Annotated in this window: 20 protein-coding genes, 1 tRNA gene and 1 riboswitch; of the genes, 11 read left to right on the top strand and 10 right to left on the bottom strand. The window is 71.5% G+C overall.

The genetic code is table 11. From position 1 onward, the window contains the following. Nucleotides 1-33: 33 nt before the first annotated feature. From DEJ27_RS14015 to DEJ27_RS14005, 3 genes are all read right to left on the bottom strand, one after another. On the bottom strand, nt 34-909 hold the full coding sequence (locus DEJ27_RS14015) for an anti-sigma factor domain-containing protein (protein WP_111091224.1): 876 nt from the start codon (nt 907-909) through the stop codon (nt 34-36). After that, on the bottom strand, nt 906-1,505 hold the full coding sequence (gene sigK, locus DEJ27_RS14010; protein WP_027466633.1) for an ECF RNA polymerase sigma factor SigK: 600 nt from the start codon (nt 1,503-1,505) through the stop codon (nt 906-908). The genes DEJ27_RS14015 and sigK overlap by 4 nt, the downstream gene beginning before the upstream one ends. Nucleotides 1,506-2,041: 536 nt before the next feature. Next, on the bottom strand, nt 2,042-2,671 hold the full coding sequence (locus DEJ27_RS14005) for a hypothetical protein (protein ID WP_027466634.1): 630 nt from the start codon (nt 2,669-2,671) through the stop codon (nt 2,042-2,044). Between the two features lie 127 nt (nt 2,672-2,798). Here DEJ27_RS14005 and DEJ27_RS17555 point away from each other — a divergent pair, with 127 nt between their 5' ends. Together DEJ27_RS17555 and DEJ27_RS14000 are read left to right on the top strand one after the other, a co-directional pair. Then, nucleotides 2,799-2,960, top strand: a complete 162-nt coding sequence (locus tag DEJ27_RS17555; RefSeq protein ID WP_138801981.1) for a DUF2207 domain-containing protein — start codon at nt 2,799-2,801, stop codon at nt 2,958-2,960. A gap of 54 nt (nt 2,961-3,014) precedes the next feature. Continuing rightward, a tRNA-Lys gene (locus tag DEJ27_RS14000) sits at nt 3,015-3,087 on the top strand. Between the two features lie 22 nt (nt 3,088-3,109). On the opposite strand, the gene DEJ27_RS13995 is transcribed toward DEJ27_RS14000, so the two are convergent. Beyond that, the gene (locus DEJ27_RS13995; protein ID WP_181430167.1) at nt 3,110-3,664 is read right to left on the bottom strand and encodes an SGNH/GDSL hydrolase family protein; all 555 of its coding nucleotides are present in this window, start codon (nt 3,662-3,664) and stop codon (nt 3,110-3,112) included. A gap of 245 nt (nt 3,665-3,909) precedes the next feature. Between DEJ27_RS13995 and DEJ27_RS13990 the strand changes: the two genes are divergently transcribed. Then, a complete protein-coding gene (locus tag DEJ27_RS13990) occupies nt 3,910-4,620 on the top strand; it encodes an SGNH/GDSL hydrolase family protein (RefSeq protein WP_111091222.1) in 711 nt (236 codons plus the stop codon). 186 nt (nt 4,621-4,806) lie between these two features. Then, nucleotides 4,807-5,127 carry a hypothetical protein gene (locus DEJ27_RS13985; RefSeq protein WP_110861823.1) on the top strand — a complete coding sequence of 107 codons (321 nt, stop codon included), beginning with the start codon at nt 4,807-4,809 and terminating at the stop codon, nt 5,125-5,127. A gap of 88 nt (nt 5,128-5,215) precedes the next feature. Here DEJ27_RS13985 and DEJ27_RS13980 read toward each other — a convergent pair whose 3' ends face one another. Both DEJ27_RS13980 and DEJ27_RS13975 read right to left on the bottom strand, forming a co-directional pair. Further along, nucleotides 5,216-6,148: an aldose 1-epimerase family protein gene (locus DEJ27_RS13980; RefSeq protein WP_110861825.1), complete on the bottom strand. Its 933-nt coding sequence runs from the start codon at nt 6,146-6,148 to the stop codon at nt 5,216-5,218. Next, nucleotides 6,145-6,999 carry a DeoR/GlpR family DNA-binding transcription regulator gene (locus DEJ27_RS13975; protein ID WP_110861827.1) on the bottom strand — a complete coding sequence of 285 codons (855 nt, stop codon included), beginning with the start codon at nt 6,997-6,999 and terminating at the stop codon, nt 6,145-6,147. The genes DEJ27_RS13980 and DEJ27_RS13975 overlap by 4 nt, the downstream gene beginning before the upstream one ends. Before the next feature lie 64 nt (nt 7,000-7,063). Between DEJ27_RS13975 and galT the strand changes: the two genes are divergently transcribed. Next, nucleotides 7,064-8,161: a galactose-1-phosphate uridylyltransferase gene (gene galT, locus DEJ27_RS13970; RefSeq protein WP_110861830.1), complete on the top strand. Its 1,098-nt coding sequence runs from the start codon at nt 7,064-7,066 to the stop codon at nt 8,159-8,161. After that, nucleotides 8,158-9,297: a galactokinase gene (gene galK / locus DEJ27_RS13965; protein WP_111091221.1), complete on the top strand. Its 1,140-nt coding sequence runs from the start codon at nt 8,158-8,160 to the stop codon at nt 9,295-9,297. Before galT ends, galK begins: the two co-directional genes overlap by 4 nt. 111 nt (nt 9,298-9,408) lie before the next feature. Here the strand turns inward: galK and DEJ27_RS13960 are convergent, their stop codons facing one another. From DEJ27_RS13960 to glyA, 3 genes are all read right to left on the bottom strand, one after another. After that, complete coding sequence (locus tag DEJ27_RS13960) at nt 9,409-9,858, bottom strand: hypothetical protein (protein WP_146244705.1); 450 nt, start codon at nt 9,856-9,858, stop codon at nt 9,409-9,411. A gap of 133 nt (nt 9,859-9,991) precedes the next feature. Next, a complete protein-coding gene (locus DEJ27_RS13955) occupies nt 9,992-10,927 on the bottom strand; it encodes a tetrahydrofolate dehydrogenase/cyclohydrolase catalytic domain-containing protein (RefSeq protein WP_111091219.1) in 936 nt (311 codons plus the stop codon). Further along, nucleotides 10,924-12,201 (bottom strand): serine hydroxymethyltransferase, encoded by a 1,278-nt coding sequence (gene glyA / locus DEJ27_RS13950; RefSeq protein WP_017888107.1) that lies wholly within the window; start codon nt 12,199-12,201, stop codon nt 10,924-10,926. The genes DEJ27_RS13955 and glyA overlap by 4 nt, the downstream gene beginning before the upstream one ends. 96 nt (nt 12,202-12,297) lie before the next feature. Continuing rightward, nucleotides 12,298-12,382, bottom strand: a riboswitch (ZMP/ZTP riboswitch). 38 nt (nt 12,383-12,420) lie between these two features. Here glyA and clpS point away from each other — a divergent pair. Together clpS and DEJ27_RS13940 are read left to right on the top strand one after the other, a co-directional pair. Next, nucleotides 12,421-12,726, top strand: coding sequence for an ATP-dependent Clp protease adapter ClpS (gene clpS, locus DEJ27_RS13945; protein ID WP_071245350.1), 306 nt, complete (start codon nt 12,421-12,423; stop codon nt 12,724-12,726). After that, nucleotides 12,723-13,196, top strand: a complete 474-nt coding sequence (locus tag DEJ27_RS13940; protein ID WP_027466644.1) for a DUF2017 family protein — start codon at nt 12,723-12,725, stop codon at nt 13,194-13,196. The genes clpS and DEJ27_RS13940 overlap by 4 nt, the downstream gene beginning before the upstream one ends. A gap of 43 nt (nt 13,197-13,239) precedes the next feature. Here DEJ27_RS13940 and DEJ27_RS13935 read toward each other — a convergent pair whose 3' ends face one another. Continuing rightward, complete coding sequence (locus tag DEJ27_RS13935) at nt 13,240-14,112, bottom strand: NAD(P)H-binding protein (RefSeq protein ID WP_111091218.1); 873 nt, start codon at nt 14,110-14,112, stop codon at nt 13,240-13,242. A 74-nt stretch (nt 14,113-14,186) separates the two neighbouring features. Between DEJ27_RS13935 and DEJ27_RS13930 the strand changes: the two genes are divergently transcribed. The 3 genes from DEJ27_RS13930 to DEJ27_RS13920 all read left to right on the top strand — a co-directional run bounded on the left by DEJ27_RS13930 (nt 14,187) and on the right by DEJ27_RS13920 (nt 16,631). Next, a complete protein-coding gene (locus DEJ27_RS13930) occupies nt 14,187-14,642 on the top strand; it encodes a MarR family winged helix-turn-helix transcriptional regulator (RefSeq protein ID WP_111032312.1) in 456 nt (151 codons plus the stop codon). Nucleotides 14,643-14,698: 56 nt separating this feature from the next. Continuing rightward, entirely contained in the window at nt 14,699-15,133 is a 435-nt protein-coding gene (locus tag DEJ27_RS13925) for a MarR family winged helix-turn-helix transcriptional regulator (RefSeq protein WP_220035396.1), read from the top strand. 112 nt (nt 15,134-15,245) lie between these two features. Further along, on the top strand, nt 15,246-16,631 hold the full coding sequence (locus DEJ27_RS13920) for an MFS transporter (RefSeq protein WP_220035395.1): 1,386 nt from the start codon (nt 15,246-15,248) through the stop codon (nt 16,629-16,631). The last annotated feature ends 92 nt before the right edge of the window (nt 16,632-16,723 follow it).

Here is a 16,723-nt window from a genome sequence, read left to right as displayed (position 1 = left end):
GCATCGACTGCACAGGCACCTTCCGGAAGTGGGTCAGGCGGTGGTGGTGGGCACCGCCATGATCGGCGAGGTGGTCGGCTGCTCGGAACCGCCCTCGGGCTCGACCGTCATGCCGATGGTCGCGCCCTCGGACATCGAGCCCTGCAGCACGGCGGAGTGCACACCGTCGGCCGCACCGTCGACCAGGCCGGCCGACTTGATGGTGCCGCCCTGCTCCTCGGAGCCGATGTACCAGAGCTCGTACGTCTTGCCCTTCGGCGCCTGCTCGACACCGTCGAGGATCACCGCGGACTTGCCGAGGTCGTTCGACCACACGACCGTCGCCGAACCGCCGCCCGCGACCTTGGTCGTGGTGCGCTGGAAGTCCGAGGCGGCGTAGATGCGGTCGAGGCCGCTCGAGGCCTGCGTGGTGCCGGTGCCGGAGCCGTTCGGGTCGAAGATCGATCCGACGCCGAGTCCGCCGAAGAAGACCGCGGCGACGGCAGCGGCGGCCGTCAACGTGACCGCCGGACGCTGGAACCAGCGGCGGCGAGCTTCGGACGACGCCCGGCCACCGGCGGTGGGGCCGTCGGCGATCGAGGCGACGTGCCTGGCGGGCTCGGGACGGGCCTCCTGGACGGAGGTGGTCTCGGCGACCGGGGTCTGGTCGACCGTCGTGTCGGCGAGGGGTGCGGCCTGGGGGGTCGTGGCGATCTGGGCCAGCAGCGACGCCTTGAGCGACGCGGGGGGCTCGATCGGTGCGACGGCGTAGGCGAGCTGCAGCGCGGTCTCGCGCAGCGAGTCGTTCTCGGCCTGCAGCTCGGGAGACGTCCGGAGGGCGTCCTCGAGGAGCGCGCGCTCGTCGTCGGACAGCGCGTCGAGGGCGTGGGAACCCGTCATCAGTGCGGGGTCGTCGTGGCGTTCGGTCATGAGGTCACCCCCATCTCGTCTCGGAGTCGGATCATCCCGTCACGGAGACGGGTCTTGACGGTGCCGATGGGGACACCGAGGTGTTCGGCCATCTCGCTGTGCGAGTAGCCGCCGTAGTACGCGAGTTGCACGGCCTGCCGCTGGAACTCGGTGAGCTTCGCCAGCGCTCGGCCGACGCGCTCGTGCTCGATGCGGATCTCGACGGACTCGGAGACCTGGTCGAAACCGGCCTCGAGGTCGCGGATGCCGATCTTGGTGTCGCGGTCGTGCGACGACTGCGAGGCACGGACCCGGTCGACCGCTCGGCGATGAGCCATGGTGAGGACCCAGCTGGCGGCGGTGCCGCGCTTCCGGTCGAAGCGGGTGGCCTGCTGCCAGACCTCCAGGAAGACCTCCTGCGTGACCTCTTCCGACTGCGCGCGGTCCCGGAGGAGGCGCGTGATCAGACCGAGGACCCGACCGGAGAGTGCGTCGTAGAGGTCCGCGAAGGCGGCTTGGTCACCGGCGGCGACCCGGGCGAGGAGGTCGTCCGGCGATGCCTGAGCTGGCTCTGACGAGCTCCAGCGTTCGGTGTCGCTATCCACGAGGGCAAGCATTGCAGGTTTCCCTCCTCTCGGTTGCTTTCGTTGACCAGGCGGGTAGCGCGAAGCCTCCGCATGGGCGGTCGAGACGAGGGGCCGGCGTGACCCACAGGGAATTGACCGGCGGTGCCGGTCCGGGTCACACCGGGCCTCTCGCTTCGTGACGGGCATTCCGTCCGTCACGCAGATGATTCGGCGCGGTCCCCGCTGTGGATTGGATGGGGGTCGGGATTTCTCGGCGGGACGGGCGCGGCGTGCCTTCGCAGGGGTGCGCGCTGGCACGCCCGGCGCCGGTTCTGTCCACCATGAGTGAACAGGGTCGAGTGATCAGCCAGCGTCTCGTAGACTTGACCTCGCCGGGCCGCAGCAAGCCCCGGGCTCCAAAATTCGCCGCTTCGAGCGGCCTCGCGCCGAGAGGCGCTTCTGCGGCCCGGTCTTTCCATGCCCGGGTGCGTTCCGGTCTTCTGCTGTGCGGCCCTGGCCTGGTGCGTCATCGCGCTGCTGTGCGGCCCTGGCCTGGAGGCCCGGTGCGGGTCCGTCCCGCAGCGCGCTCAGTCCAGGCTGTCGCGGCGCCAGAGCGCCGCCGCCTCGGTCAGATCGGCCGCCAGCTCCGTCAGGCGGAGCGCCCGCGTCGTGAGTTCGCTCGCGCGCTCGGACGCGACCAGGTCCGACTCGTCCGCCACGGCGGTCGCGCCGGCAGCGGTCAGACGGCAGAACGACGCCCCGCGGTCGAGCGCCACCGCGAGGTCGCCGGTGTACAGGCCGTGCAGGATGCGGTCGGCGAGCGTCAGGATCTCGGCCGGGCCCGTCGGTTCCTCGGCGCCCGCGACCGCCTGGTCGATCGTGCCGATCTGCGCGGTGCCCCGCTCGAACAGGTACGCGATCTCCTCCGGGTTCTGCCGGATGACGATGCGCACCAGGTACACCCGCCAGAGCGCCCCCGGCAGGGTGTGCGCCCCGACCCGTGCCCACAGCTCCGCGATGGCGTCGATGCCGTGCACGTCGGTGTAGGTGACGAGCCGCTCGACCACGGCGGGGTCCGGGTCCTCGCGCACCCGGTGCAGCAGTGCGTTCGCGGTCTCGTGCGCGACACGGTTCACCAGCGCCGGGTCCTCACCGCCCTGGATGGCGGCGAACTCGGCGTCGGTGAAGTGGACGGGACGGTGGTGATCGCGAGGCACCGCAGCAGTGTAGGCGCGGCCGGTGACACGCCCGCGTCCCGTTCGCCCAGAACGCAACGGCTGCGCCACGCGTACCGTGTTGCGGCAGGGAGGCGCTCCTCCCTGCACGTGAAGGAGAGGATCATCCATGAACGCCCTGCTCATCATCCTGGCTGTGATCGCAGTCATCCTGCTGTTCGTCGGCGGGTTCGCCGCGAGCCTGAAGTTCCTGCTCTGGGTGGGCATCGTGCTGCTGGTCATCGCGGTCATCGCGTGGCTGCTGCGCTCGCTCACCGGACGTCGGGGCTGACCCGGACCGACGGTTCCGCTCCTTCAGGCCCTCACCCGCTAGCCTTGCGGGTGAGGGCCTCTAGCTCAGTTGGTAGAGCACCGGACTTTTAATCCGAGGGTCGTGGGTTCGAGCCCCACGGGGCCCACACCCTCCTGAACCCCGGCGTGTCAGGCAGACGCCCCACCGGCGGCGATGCGGATGGCGGTGGACAGGATGGCCCCGGCGGTGGTGCCGGTCGCGACCGTCGGGTGGACGCCGTCGGCGTCAGCCGCACCGGACGCGTAGGTGCCGTCGAGGCGCCGGACCGGGAACCAGGGGTCGACGAGCAGCCACCCACGATCGGCGGTGAACCGGGCGAGGTCGCGGTTGTGGGCGAACCCGCCGGCGGCACGGTCGATGTGGTCGGCGCCGTAGTCGGTGAGGTTGGACGGTGCGACCTGCCCGATGACGACGTGGTCGGCGCCGACGACCTCGACGATCGCGGCGATGTTGTCGCGGATGGTCGACCGACCCACGCCGAGGCGGATGTCGTTGGTCCCCACCATGACGACGAGGACGTCAGCGTCGACGGGGGCCACGGCGTTCCGCACCGCCGCCGACGTCGCGCCGCTGATGCCGACACCGCTGACGAGCCGCAGATCGGTCCCGGTCAGGAACCTGGTCCAGGAGAACGAGTTCTCGGGGTTCGTGATGCTGTCGCCGGCATAGGTGACGGTCGTCACGGGAGCTCCCAGGGTCGGTTTCGGTCGCGGGTGTCCAGCCAACCACGCCCAGTCCAGCGCTCCGCGTGCCGCCAGCGGTGTTCGCGGACACTCCTCACCGGTCAGCCGCGGTGCGGATCGGGCCGCGTAGAATCCCGGCCGTGGCCCGACGAACCGACGGCGGATGGCCGGACGGTCCCCGTTCGCTGCTGCTCAGACGACGACGCCGGAGGCGACGCCTGTTACCGGCTGTCGCCCTCGGCGCGATGAGCCTCGGCGTCGCCGGGTTCCTCGTCATGCTCCCGGCGGTGTCCGACGCGTGCCAGCCGGAGCCGGGAGCACCGACCGTGTCGGCGAGCGAGGCGGCGTCGGCGATCGCCCCCGGCTCGGACGTGCTCATCGTCGGCGACTCGTACACGGCCGGGCGTGGCTCGTACGACGGAATGCACGGTTGGGCGCAGGACCTCGTGACGGAACGCGGCTGGGACGCCACCATCGACGGTGTGCCCGGGAGCGGCTACGTGAACACCGGCAGGTCGCACTCCTCCGCACGGACCTACATCGCGCGGATCGAGCGGCATGCGTCCCTCGACCCCGAGCTGGTCATCGTGCAGGGCAGCCAGAACGACTGGCTCGTCGACGCCACGACCCTCGAGACCCGCGTCGAGCAGACCCTGCGGACCGCGGAGCGACAGTGGCCGGACGCGGTCGTGGTCGCGATCGGCCCCTCGGCACCGCAGCCCCGCGCGAAGACCACCGTCGCCATCTCGGCGGCGGTCGCCGCCGGCGCACGAGACGCCCGGGTGCCGTTCATCGACGCGATCGACCGGCAGTGGTTCACGTCGAGCAACAGTGCGAGCTACGCGGCGGGCGACGGGCAGCACCTCAACGACGACGGGTACCGCTACCTGGCCGACAGGATCGACGGGGCGCTCGAAGAACTCACCAGGGCCGCGCCGAGCGAACGCTGCTCCTGACGACGTGACGGGGCAGCGTGGGCGGCGGCACCGGGGTACAAGTCCTCCCCAGCCGGCTCATGGCGGATCCCCTGCACAGCCCAGCCCGCCCTCAGCGGATTGTTGGCATACCGCCGATAGTGTCGTTCCCGGATCCGATCGACGGATCCTGCAACACCGCACCACCACGAACGAACGGGGTACACCGTGATCGAGCCCATCGACGCCACGCAGACCAGCACCACCGGTGACGCGCGCCGCATCGTCGAGCTCGCAGCAGCGACCAACACGACGATGAGCAACGAGCTCCTGCTCGACACGCTCCGCCGCAACGCCCAGGTCACTACTCGCCACATCCGCAAGGACTTCATCGAGGTCGCGACGGCCACCGCTGTGCTCGGCTACGTCTGCCGGCAGCGCAAGGACTTCATCGCGCTCCGTGGCGACGACCCGGCGTGGGCGCACGAGGTCGGCCGGTACGCGACCGAGTCCCTCGCGGTCGAGGCGCTCCGGATGCGCCGCGGCTGACGCCCGGCTTCCGACACACACAACGAAGGCCCCGCCGGACACCCGGCGGGGCCTTCGTCGTGTCAGCGGTGCGAGCCGACCGGAGTCCTCAGGACCAGACGCGGCGGATCCCCCACGAACCGGTCCAGGTCTCGTCCGGCTCGAGCCAGCGCAGACCCTCGCCCGAGTTCAGGGCGTTCGCGGGCGCCGTCATCGGTTCGACCGCGACGGCCAGGCCCTTCCCGTCGCCCCGCGGGTACTCGCGCGACGTGAAGACCTGCACGTAGGGGAACGAGGCGTCCTGCCAGAGCTCGACCCCGTCACCCTCGGGCCCGTGCATCGTCGTGCGGCGGATCCCCTCGGCGTCTGGGGTGACGTCCTTGTACGCGGTGTCGAGGTCCGAGTCCCCGGCACGCCGCCCCTGGCGCAGGTCGTACGGCGTGCCCTCGACCGGCACCGAACCGTTCGGCACCTTCTGCTCGTCGACCGTGAACGCGGTCGCGGCGTCGAGCGTGACGACCAGGTCGTCGGCGGGGGTGTCACCGGCACGCAGGTAGGGGTGCGCGCCGACCGCGAAGGGTGCGCGGACACCCGAACGGTTCGTGACCTCGTGCGTGACGCGGATGCCGTCGTCGACGAGTTCGTGCAGCACGCGCGTCTCGAGGGTGAAGGGCCACCCGTGCTGCGGGTGGATCGTCGCCGCTTGCTGGATCGACGTCTCGGTCTGCGAGACCACCCGGTACGGAGCGAACCGGAGCAGTCCGTGCGACGCGTTGCCGTACTTCGGCTCCGAGACGTCGAGCTGCTGCCGCTTGCCGTCGAGCTCCCACGCAGCGCCGGCGACGCGGTTCGGCCAGGGTGCGAGGACGATACCGTTCGCGCCCGGCGGCTGCTCGGTCACGGGGAACGGCTCGGTGATGTCGAAGCCGGCGACGCGGAGTTCGCGGATGCCCGCGGCGACCTCGGTGACCACGGCTTCGACGACCCCGTCGGGTCCGGCGTGGTGGAGGCGGTACTGGCCACCCGTGGGTGCTGCGGTCATGGGGCGTTCTTCCTTCCGGCTGGTTCGGTGCGACGCTCGCCGTCGGCGACGATCACCTGGGCCCCGGCCGCCCGGATCGCGGCGACCGCGGCGGCATCGGCCTCGGCGGTGACGACGACGTCAATGTCCTCGAGCGCGCGGACGACCCCGATGTGGGCCCGGCCGAACTTCGACCCGTCCGCGACCACGACCGTACGCCGGGCCGTCGCCGCGAGCATCCGCTTTGCTTCGGTCTCGGGCAGGTTCACGTTCGTCAGCCCGTGGTCGACGTCGAGTCCGGTGCCGCCGAGGAAGACGAGGTCGGCGGCGATCATCGGCAGGACCGCGCCGTTGAAGGGGGCGACGAGTGAGTGCTGCAGGGGCCGGAGGGTGCCGCCGGTGACGATCACGGTGAAGCGCGGGACAGCTCGCTCGAGCGCGAGCGCCGTGGTGAGGGAGTTCGTGACGACGGTGACGCCGGTGAGTTCGGTGCGCGCCACGAGGGCCTCGGCGACGGCGGCCGGCGTGGTGCCGACGTCGAGGACGACGCACTCCCCCGGGCGCACCAGCGCGGCGGCCGCACGGCCGATGGCCGCCTTGGCCACCTGGTGCTCGACGGCGGTCTCCTCGAAGGGGCGCTCGGTGGACCCGGCCCCGAGGCGGACGGCGCCCCCGTGCACCCGGCGGATCCGGGCCTCCTGGTCGAGGACGGCGAGGTCCTGGCGGACGGTCACCTCGCTGGTGCCGAGGGACGCGGCCAACGCGGCCGTCCGGACCATGCCCGGGGCGCCGTCGACGATCGCGACGATGCGGTCCTGCCGCAGGGGCGCGGGCAGCGCGCCGGCGAGGAACGAGAGGTCGGCGTCCGTCATGTGGACAGTTTCGCTTGCTTCCGATGTCTTTCGCAACGCTTCAGTCGAGCGCTAGGCTGTCCCGGTGATCACCAAGCGCGTGACGAAGCTCGCGGACGGCCGCGACCTCTTCTACTTCGACGACGCCGACTCGACGCTGCCAGCAGAACGCAGCATCGACGGGCGCGTGCTCGACCCGCGGCCCGAGACGGCGCGGATGCGGCAGGACGTCCTGACGGGCGAGTGGGTGTCGATCGCGGCGTCCCGGCAGAACCGGGTGTTCCTGCCGCCGGCCGACCAGGACCCGCTCGCACCCCAGAGCCCGGCCAACCCGTCCGAGATCCCGAGCCGCTACGACGTCGCGGTGTTCGAGAACCGTTCGCCGTCGTTCGGCCCGCTGCTCGAAGCCGACGACGCTCCCGAGTCGCTCGAGTCCCTGAGCGACGTCGGCCTGAACCGCCAGCTCCGCTCGGTCGGCCGGTGCGAGGTCGTGTGCTTCTCACCCGAGACCTCAGGGTCCTTCGCCTCCATCTCGGAGTCGCGCGCCCGCACCGTCGTCGAGGCCTGGGCCGACCGCACCGCTGCACTCTCCGCGATGCCGGGCATCCAGCAGGTGTTCCCCTTCGAGAACCGGGGCGAGGCGATCGGCGTCACGCTGCACCACCCGCACGGGCAGATCTACTCGTACCCGTACATCACCCCGCGCACGCAGCGACTGCTCGCGAGCATCGAACGGTTCGGCCCGGACCTGTTCGAGCAGCACCTCGCGAACGAGCGGGGTTCCGAGCGGGTCGTCCTCGCTGGCGAGCACTTCACCGCCTTCGTCCCGTTCGCCGCGCGCTGGCCGATCGAGATCCACATGCTGCCGCACCGCCACGTCCCCGACTTCGCCGGCCTGACCGACGCCGAGAAGGACGAGCTCGCGCACATGCACCTCCGGCTCACCCGCGGGCTCGACGCGCTCTACGGCGACCCGACGCCGTACATCGCCGCGTGGCACCAGGCACCGGTGCACACCGCCCGCGACACCGTGCGGCTGATGCTGCAGATCACCTCGCCGCGACGTGCGGCGGACAAATTGAAGTTCCTGGCCGGCAGCGAAGCCGCCATGGGCGCCTGGATCGGGGACCTCGTGCCCGAGAAGGCGGCCGAGTTCATCCGACAGGGAGTCGAGCGCGCATGACGTTCCAGCAGGTCTACGGGTACGAGCCGACGGTGCGGTACTCCGCCCCGGGTCGCGTCAACCTGATCGGTGAGCACACCGACTACAACGACGGCTACGTGCTGCCCTTCGCCATCGACCGTCGCACCACCGCGTCGATCGCACAGCGCGACGACCGGACGATCCGCGTCGCATCGGCCTTCGATGCCGCGAGCGAGCCCGTGGCACTGTCCCTCGACGACCTGTCGCCCGAGGCCATGGACGGCTGGTCGGCGTACGTGTTCGGCATCGCCTGGGCCCTGCGTGAGCAGGCCGGTGCCGATCTGAGCGACAAGACCGGGTTCGACGTCTTCATCGAGTCCGACGTACCGGTCGGTGCGGGCCTGTCGTCCAGCGCTGCGATCGAGTGTGGCGTCGCGCTCGCGTTCAATGACCTGTGGGAACTCGGCCTCGACCGGAAGACCCTGGCGCGCGTGGGGCAGTACTCGGAGAACCACGCCGTCGGTGCACCCACCGGGATCATGGACCAGTCCGCCTCGCTGCTCGGCGAGCAGGACGCCGTCGTGTTCCTCGACTGCCGCACGCTCGACACCGCTGTCGTCGACCTCGCGCTCGAGGCGAACGGGCTCGAGGTCCTGGTGATCGACACCCGTGTCGAGCACGCCCATGCGACCGGTGGATACGCGGCTCGTCGGGCCTCGTGCGAGAAGGGTGCGCAGGTGCTCGGTGTCGAGGCCCTTCGTGACGTCGGCGTCGACGACCTACCCCGGGCGCAGGAGCTCCTGGACGACGAGACCTTCCGCCGCGTTCGGCACATCGTGACCGAGGACCAGCGTGTCCTCGACACCGTCCGCACCTTGCGCGAACAGGGCCCACGGGCGATCGGTTCGCTGCTCGTCGCGTCGCACGAGTCGATGCGTGACGACTTCGAGATCTCCGTGCCGGAGCTCGACCTGGCCGTCGCGACGGCGGTCGGGCACGGTGCCGTCGGTGCCCGCATGACCGGGGGCGGATTCGGCGGTGCGGCGATCGCGCTCGTCGACCAGGAGTCCCGCGGTGCGATCACCGCGGCCGTCATCGAGGCCTTCGCCGAGGCCGGGTACCGCGAGCCGAACGTGTTCACGGTGCACGCCGCGCAGGGCGCCCGGCGCGACTGACGGCCCTCGGCCGCGCGACGTTTCGCGCTCAGCGACAGTTCACGCGGCGATCAGCCCGTGGACTGTCGCTCGGCGCGAAAGAACGGCAGCGCCCGCCGCGCGCCCGCCTACTCAGCCGGAGTAGTCCGCGTACCCGACGCGCTCGACGACGTTTCCGAGCACGAACGGGTGCGTCCGACCGTGTTCCACGGCCCACTCCACCCACGCGGTCTGTGCCGGCATGAGCAGCCACACCAGGGCGGTGGTCCCGAGCACGGCGGCCAGGGTCAGGCCCATCACGGTGTGCTCGTCGAACCGGGCTGCACCTCGCCGGGCGATCGCGACGACGAACCCGACGACCGCGAACCCCACTGTCGCGAGCGCCCATCCGAACCAGGGGCCCGACGTGAACGTGTACTCCTGGCCGGCGTGCACGAAGGTCGTCGCCCAGCTCGAACCCGGTGCCTGGAACAGCACGCAGATCGCCACGATGACGATCAGCCACCGGGCGTCCTTGGTCAGTTGCGACGGCTCGGACCGGGCTCGCATCACCGGCGTTGTCTGCAGTCGTTCATCCCCCATGCCGCGACCGTAGCACCGGCGGAGTGCGCTTCGTGTGCAGCAATGGTCGGGTGCGACGACGGCACCCGACCATCGCTGCACACCATCAGCACGCGACCAGCACGCGAGCGCAGGCAGCGCGCGACCCCGCGCGCTACGACAGCTGGCGCTCGGCGGCCTCGACGACGTTCTTCATGAGCATCGCGCGGGTCATCGGCCCGACACCACCGGGAGTCGGCGACAGGAAGCCCGCGACCGATGCGACCGCGGGGTCGACGTCGCCGTGCAGCTTCGCCTTGCCGGTCTCCTCGTTGACGACGCGGGTGATCCCCACGTCGATGACGGCGGCACCGGGCTGCACCCAGTCGGGCTTGACGAGCCCGGCGACCCCGGCCGCGGCGACGATGATGTCGGCACGACGGCACTCCGCGGCGACGTCGGCGGTCAGCGAGTGCGTCAGGGTCGCGGTCGCCTCGAGCCGCGTGAGCAGCAGACCGAGCGGCCGCCCGACGGTCAGCCCCTGGCCGATGATCGTGACGTGCGCACCACGGATCGGGATCTCGTACGCGTCGAGCATCGCGACGATGCCCCGGGGGGTGCACGGCAGCGGTGCGTCGATCGTGCCGGCACCACCGGGCACGGCGAGCACCAGCTCGCCGAGGTTCGTCGGGTGCAGGCCGTCGGCGTCCTTCGCCGGGTCCATCAGCTCGAGCATCGGCGTCGGGTCGATGCCCTGCGGCAGCGGGAGCTGCACGATGAACGCGGTGACCCGGGGGTCGTCGTTCATCTGCAGGATCGCGGCCCGGATGTCGGCAGCGGACGCCGTCTCGGGCAGGTCGATGCGGTGCGAGTCGAGCCCGATCGACGCCGAGTCGCGGTGCTTGCCCGCGACGTAGGACATCGAGCCGGGGTTCGAACCGACCATGATCGTGCCGAGGCCCGGACGGATGCCGTGCTCGTGCAGGCGGTCGATCCGGCCCCGGAGTTCGTCGAGCGTCCGGGCGGCGAGGGCCGTGCCGTCGATGCGGACGGCACTCCCTTCACCGGCCCAGAGCTCGCGCGGGAGCGCCGCGCTGACCGAACCGCTCACGCGTAGAGCGGGAACGCGTCGGTCAGGACCTTCACGCGGGCCGAGAGCGCTGCGACGTCCGGGTTCGGCATGAGGGTCAGCGCGATGATGTCGGCCACCTCGGTGAACTCGGCGTCGCCGAAGCCGCGGGTCGCCAGCGCCGAGGTGCCGATGCGGACACCCGAGGTGACCATCGGCGGGCGCGGGTCGAACGGCACGGAGTTGCGGTTCACGGTGATGCCGACCTCGTGCAGCAGGTCTTCGGCCTGCTTGCCGTCGACCTCGGACGCGCGCAGGTCGACGAGCACCAGGTGCACGTCGGTGCCGCCGGTGAGCACGTCGATTCCCGCGGCCTTGGCGTCGTCGGCGGTCAGGCGGGCGGCGAGGGCCTGGGCGCCACGGATCGTGCGCTCCTGACGGTCCTTGAACTCCGGGGTGCCGGCGAGCAGGAACGCGGTGGCCTTCGCGGCGATCACGTGCATGAGCGGGCCGCCCTGCTGGCCCGGGAAGACCGCGGAGTTCAGCTTCTTGAACAGGGTCTCGTCGTTCGACAGGATGATGCCCGAGCGGGGGCCACCCAGGGTCTTGTGGACCGTCGACGAGACGACGTGGGCGTGCGGGACCGGCGACGGGTGCAGACCGGCGGCGACGAGGCCGGCGAAGTGCGCCATGTCGACCCAGAGCTTCGCGCCGACCTCGTCCGCGATCTCGCGGAACTTCGCGAAGTCGAGCTGGCGGGGGTACGCGGACCAACCGGCGATCAGGACCTTCGGCTGGTGCTCGATGGCCTTGGCGCGGATGTCGTCGTAGTCGACCTCGAACGTCTCGGGGTCGACGCCGTACGCCACGGCGTTGTAGATGCGGCCGGAGAAGTTGAGCTTCATGCCGTGGGTCAGGTGACCGCCGTGGGCGAGCTCGAGGCCGAGGATGGTGTCGCCGGCCGAGGCGATGGCGTGCAGGACAGCAGCGTTGGCCGTGGCACCGGAGTGCGGCTGCACGTTCGCGTACTCGGCACCGAAGAGCGCCTTGGCACGGTCGATGGCGAGCTGCTCGGCGACGTCGACGTACTCGCAGCCGCCGTAGTAGCGCTTGCCCGGGTAGCCCTCGGCGTACTTGTTGGTGAGCACGGAGCCCTGCGACTCGAGCACGGCGCGCGGCACGAAGTTCTCGGACGCGATCATCTCGAGGGTGTCGCGCTGGCGGCCGAGCTCCTGCTGCAGGACGGCGGCGATCTCGGGGTCGACCTCGGTGAGCGGGGCGTTGAACGCGGCGCGGGCGGCGGCCTGCTCGGCCACCTCGGCCGAGTCGGAGACGAACGGGGGCAGATCGGCAATGGACACGGGACTCCTACGGTGTGCGGACGACCAGCTGGTCGCACTCGGACGGTCGGTCGGTGCAGCCCAGGCGTACGGCCGCGCACCGTGTCTTTGTCGCTCCCCGATGGTGACCCATCCAACGCCAGTCGCGACCTGACGATCGTACCGAGCGACCCCGCCCTGTGTCACCCTGGATGCATGACGCTGCTCTCGCCCGACGTGGACGAACGGACCACCACGGACGAACGGACCAGCGCGCGGGCGGACACCCCGTGGGTCACGGTGGTGTGGGACGACCCGGTGAACCTGATGTCGTACGTCACCTACGTCTTCCAGCGGCACTTCGGGTTCTCGCGCGAGCAGGCCGAGCGACTCATGCACCAGGTGAACGACGACGGTCGGGCGATCGTGGCGTCGGGCCCGCGCGAATCGATGGAGGCCCACGTGCAGTCCATGCACGGCTACGGGCTGCAGGCGACCGTCGACAAGGCCCCCGAAGCGTGATCCCGTTCGTCCGCCGCGCCGACGGCGTCCACCTCGGCCTGTCCTCCGGCGAGCGCGACCTGCTCGCCTCGCTCACCGAACAGCTGCGGCAGGTGCTCGGTGGCGACCTGTCCACCGACCCGATCAGCGAGCGGATGTTCCCGGACGCCTACCCGGGTGACGACGAGGCGAGCGCGGAGTTCCGGAAGTACACGCAGTCCGATCTGCTCACGCAGAAGACGACGAACGCCTCGATCGTGCACGACTGGCTGACGGGCACCCGCGACGGTTCGCTCGACGCCGAGGACGAGCAGGCGTGGCTCCGCACCCTCACGGACCTGCGGCTGACGATCGCCGACCGGTTGGGCATCGAGGACGCCGACGACGAGGAGCGCTCCGTCGAGGCCGACGCGGGCGTCGGCCTGCGCGACGTCTACGACTGGCTCGGCTACGTGCAGGAGCACCTGGTCGTCACGCTCACGTCGCGCTGACTGCCCACGGCCTGGAGGCCCGGATCACCTCCCGCGCGACGAATCACCCCAGCAGGTCGTCGCGGTGGGCTCGCGCCCAGTCGGCCAGGCTCCGGGGTGCGGTGCCGGTGATGCGCAGGACGTCGTCGCTCATCACGTCGACGCCGTCGAGGCCGCGGCGGACGACCCGGCCGAACTGCTGTCGGAGCCCCTCGGCCTGCCAGGCGGGCACCCCGCTCAGGCGCAGCACACCGGCGTAGACACGGCTCGGCAGGTGCAGGGCGCGCACGGGTCGGCCGAGCCCTGCGGTGAGCGCGGCGGCGACACCCCGCGCGTCGAGCAGGTCCGGCCCGGTGAGCACCGGTTCGGTGCCGTCGTGGCCGTCCTCCGTCAACACCCGGGCGGCGGTCCGGGCGATGTCCTCGGTGTCGATCCAGCCGATCACCCCGCTGCCCGTGGTGTGCGGGAACCACCCCCGTCGGATCGCGGGCGCCGAGGGCTGCACGTTCGTCATGAACGACGAGGGGTGCAGGATCGTCCACGCCAGCCCGCTCTCGCGCACCAGCCGGTCGATGTGCCAGGCGGCGCTCGCCCACGACATCGGGGAGTGCTCGGCGGCGTCCCCACCCGACAGCTGCACGATCCGGCCGACCCCGGCCCGCTGCGCCGCACGGACCCCGGTGGTGCCCTGCTCGCGCTGCCGCTGGCTGACCGGCGTCACGAGGAAGAACCGGTCGACCCCGTCGAGCGCCGCGGTGAGTGCGTCCTCGTCGTCCAGGTCGGCCAGGCGGCCGTCGATGCCCCGCGTCCGGAGCGCGTCGACCTGTTCAGGTCGTCGGACCACAGCTCGCACCGTCACCCCTGCCGCCCGCAGCAGGTCCGCCGTCTTGCCCCCGACGTCCCCGGTCACGCCGGTGACCGCCACGATCTCGCCCATGTCTGCTCCTGTCCGACCGACCCGTTCTGGTATCAGTTTCCTGATACCAGAATGTACGCCGGTACGATCGCCCCGTGCCCCAGGAACTCCCAGCCCCGCGCGACGACGTCGACGGCATCGTGGCGTGGACGGTGATCCGGGCCGCACGGACGCTCTCCCGCCGACTCGCGGCCGAGCTGGCGCCGCTCGGGTTGACGCCCGTCGAGTTCGGGGCGCTCATCCAGCTCGCGGCGGCCGGCGAGCTCAGCCAGGCCGACCTGGCGCGGGCGGTCGGCGTCCGGCCGCAGAGCATGACGACGCTCGTCGGGGGGCTCTCGACGCGGGGACTCGTGGAGCGGGGCGCCGCACCGGGCCGGGGACGGGCCTCCCGGATGCGGCTGACCGACCAGGGCGAGGCGCTGCTGGCACGCGCGCACCCGATCGTCCGGGCGAGCAACGCGTGGTTCGGCGACGGTGCGGAACCGATCTCGGCGACCCTGCTCCCGCTGCTCGAGCCGGACGCCGGCGACGACGGTTCCGCCGTTCCCTGAACGATATCGGAAGGCAACCTTGCAAGGTGGGCTGGTGAAGGACTAGCCTCCGGGGCGTGACCGACGCACCGGAGACCGACCCGACCGACCTGGCCGACGCCGTCCTGACGATGCACGGACGGCTGCGGCGCTCGTTGCTGGCTTCGAAGTCGGACGACGTCACGGCGTCGCAGACCGCCGCCCTCGGACGCCTGCTGCGGCACGGGCCGGCCACCATCGCCGACCTGGCGCGAGCCGAGGGTGTCCGACCGCAGTCGATGGGCGCGACCGTCCAGGCCCTGGTCGACCTCGGCCTGGCCGTGCGGCAGGCCGACCCGACGGACGGCCGGCGGTCGATCGTCAGCGCGACGGCGGCCGGCCGGGACGCACGCCAGGCCGCCTGGGCCGCGCGGAACCACGAGCTCGCCGAGCGGCTCGCGACCCTGCCCGAGGCGGACCGCCGCGTCGTCGCGCGGGCGATGGACCTGCTCGGGCCGATCGTCGATCCCTGACCCGCACCCGTCGCCCAGTCCTGCAACCGGAAGAAGCGCTCTCACGTCCACCACCACCACGACCCCCGACACGACCACGGCCAGCGGCTTCGGTCCGAAGCTCCTCATCCCGGTGCTCGTCGGACCCTTGCTCAACCCGATCAACACCACGATGGTGTCGGTCGCCCTCACCCCGATCTCCCGCGACCTGGGCATCGGTGCGGCGCAGGCGATCTGGCTCGTCGCGGCCCTGTACCTGGCGAGCGCGATCGCGCAGCCCACGATGGGCAAGCTCGCCGACCGGTTCGGCCCGAAGAAGGTGTTCCTGACCGGGCTCGTCATCGTCGGGATCGCCGGGGTGGTGCCCGAGGTCCTGACCGGGTTCGGCGGTGCGGTGTTCGCCCGGGTGCTCATCGGCATCGGGACGTCGTCGGCGTACCCGGCGGCGCTCACCACGCTCCGGCAGCACTCCGCCCGGATCGGGAGGCCGACGCCGCCGCTCGTGCTCGGGGCGCTGTCGATCACGTCGCTCGTGTCCGCCGCCGCCGGCCCACCGCTCGGCGGGGCGCTCATCGCCGCGTTCGGCTGGCATGCGATCTTCCTGGTGAACGTGCCGCTCGCGGTGTTCGGCATCGTCGTGGCGACGCTCTGGCTGCCGTCCGACCGGCTGCGTCCACGTGACGACGCCGACCTGCCGGTGCTGCAGGCGCTCGACCCGCTCGGCATGGTGCTGATGACCGGGACCGTCTCGGCGCTGCTCGTCTTCCTGCTCGACCTGTCCGCCGGGCTGTGGTGGCTGCTCGCGGTGGCCGTCGTGCTGCTCGTCGCCCTGGTGGCGTGGGAGCTCCGGGCCGTGCGACCGTTCGTCGATGTGCGGCTGCTCGCCCGGAACGGTGCCCTGTCGCGCACGTACGGCCGCCTGTTCCTGACGTACCTGCTCGCCTACACGATGACCTACGGGTTCTCGCAGTGGGTGCAGGACGTCGCGGGCTACCCGAGCGACGTCGCCGGGTACATCCAGCTGCCGGCCGCGATCGTCGCCGGGGTGGCCTCGTTCGTGGTCGCACGGAAGACCGCGATCCGCGGGCCACTCGTCGTCGCCGCGCTGGTGCCGATCCTCGGCGGTGTGCTCCTGCTCTTCCTGCACACCGGGTCGCCCGTCGTCCTGCTCGCCCTGACCCCGGCACTGTTCGGGGTGCCGCAGGCCCTGGCATCGGTGTCGAACCAGGCGGCGCTGTACCGCCTCGTCCCCGCGGAGTACATCGGCACCGCGGCCGGGCTGTCCCGCACCGCGGTGTACATCGGGGCGATCGCGGCGTCCTCGCTCATCGGCGGTGTGTTCGGCCAGGCTCCGACGACGCCGGACCTGCACGTGCTGGCGTGGGTGATCCTCGGCGTCGCGGTGCTCCTGACGGTGCTGACCCTGGCCGACCGTCGCCTGCGGGACGCCGACGCCGGGCAGGCCACCACTGCTGCGCCCAACGCCACCGCCGCTGCGCCCGACGTCGACGCCGAATGAGCAGAAGACGACGGGTCGTACCCCGCACCCGACGTCCTCTGCTCACTCGAGGATCTCCCGACGTCCTGGGGCCCCTCGCCAACCGCGGACCG

The sequence above is a fragment of the Curtobacterium sp. MCPF17_018 genome (assembly GCF_003234135.1).
Lineage (GTDB): Bacteria > Actinomycetota > Actinomycetes > Actinomycetales > Microbacteriaceae > Curtobacterium > Curtobacterium flaccumfaciens.
The sequence above is the reverse complement of the archived record's forward strand: the minus strand, read 5'-3'. Positions and strand labels throughout refer to the sequence as shown.